We start from the raw sequence: 1,249 nt of genomic DNA, 5'->3' as shown, positions 1-1,249 counted from the left end.
AAGCCGACTCAAGCATTCACACTAGACATAAAAACGACCTAGATCACATAAGTTTCCACAATGGAAAGCCCACCTTTCCTCTACATGTGATCTACATCTCGGTAATATTATTCCTGTCGAGAGGGGAAACCCGCTAAAACAATCAAACAACAAGGTAAGACAATTATGAAAAATGCACTCATCATCGCTCTATCAATATTCTCTGTTTCTGCTTTCGCTGCTGGCGGCGCAGCGTCTAACAACGGCTTAAATGGCGACTTGATTCAACAAGCAACCGCGGCGGGTCTTTCTACTGAGCAAGCTACGCAAGGTGTCGCAACCGGTCATATCACTACTGGTATGAGCGCTGAGTAATTTTGTAGGTAAATAGCTCAACGCAAACAGCACAAACCATCGTCACACTCGGTGACCCAATAGATAAAAGGTAAATATTATGAAAAACGCACTCATCATCGCTCTATCAGTATTCTCTGTTTCAGCTTTCGCAGCTAGCGGCGCAGCGTCTAACAACGGCTTAAATGGCGACTTAATTCAACAAGCAACGGCGGCGGGTCTTTCTACTGAACAAGCTACACAAGGTGTCGCAACTGGTCATATCACCACGGGTATGAGCGCTGAATAAAGGTTTTCAGCGACGCCAAAAGAAACTTACAGCGCTCATGGATGAGCTCGCTTTCACGCTAGAAAGTGTTCAAATTTAATTCCGCGCGGTTAATTTCCTGATTAGCTCCTGCGTTTTTACTTCAATACCTCCACCTATTCTCTAGTCCAACGCTAAACCTTCGTACACTTTGACGACTCTTCAATCTAACTGGCTAACTTCAACAAACCATTGTTATTTACAATGCAACGCCCATAATGGTTTGAGAGGTTTTATATACGCTACATCACCACCATCCCATGTAGGTATACTGAACCTTTGGTTACGTTGTGGATACAGTATAAATATCCAAAGCCGTCGAGCGCGAGAGCCCTCTTTCTAATAGCGGTTTGTTATCGTTCGATCAGCTTCGATAAATAGCCATCCCAGCAGTACGATAGGCGACCCAAAACATAATCAACCACCCAACCCAAAGAGTCGTCATTTGCGTAGATAACAGATGTTAATTAACTTGATTTGTTGCGATCTCACCTGTTCGAAAAATACAGCAACTCTGACTTATTCAATTAAGCCAGTTCCATTTTCTTCACTATAAGTTCTAACGAACGAAGAGCGATTACTTTACCTCCCCCTACAAACGGGGCCTAC

General features: G+C 43.6%; 2 protein-coding genes. Both read left to right on the top strand.

What is annotated here, in order from left to right:
* Nucleotides 1–165: 165 nt before the first annotated feature.
* Entirely contained in the window at nt 166–354 is a 189-nt protein-coding gene (locus RH86_RS04490; protein ID WP_009385208.1) for a hypothetical protein, read from the top strand.
* A gap of 79 nt (nt 355–433) precedes the next feature.
* Nucleotides 434–622 carry a hypothetical protein gene (locus RH86_RS04485; RefSeq protein ID WP_009385207.1) on the top strand — a complete coding sequence of 63 codons (189 nt, stop codon included), beginning with the start codon at nt 434–436 and terminating at the stop codon, nt 620–622.
* Nucleotides 623–1,249: the final 627 nt, after the last annotated feature.

It is taken from the genome of Vibrio sp. N418 (assembly GCF_000222565.1).
GTDB classification, from domain to species: domain Bacteria; phylum Pseudomonadota; class Gammaproteobacteria; order Enterobacterales; family Vibrionaceae; genus Vibrio; species Vibrio scophthalmi.
Note: the sequence above shows the minus strand (reverse complement) of the source record. Positions and strands in the feature narration are given on the sequence as shown.

Coding starts and splice junctions, on each gene's coding strand:
- RH86_RS04490 (WP_009385208.1), top strand. CDS start 166: ATGAAAAATGCACTCATCATCGCTCTATCAATATTCTCTGTTTCTGCT.
- RH86_RS04485 (WP_009385207.1), top strand. CDS start 434: ATGAAAAACGCACTCATCATCGCTCTATCAGTATTCTCTGTTTCAGCT.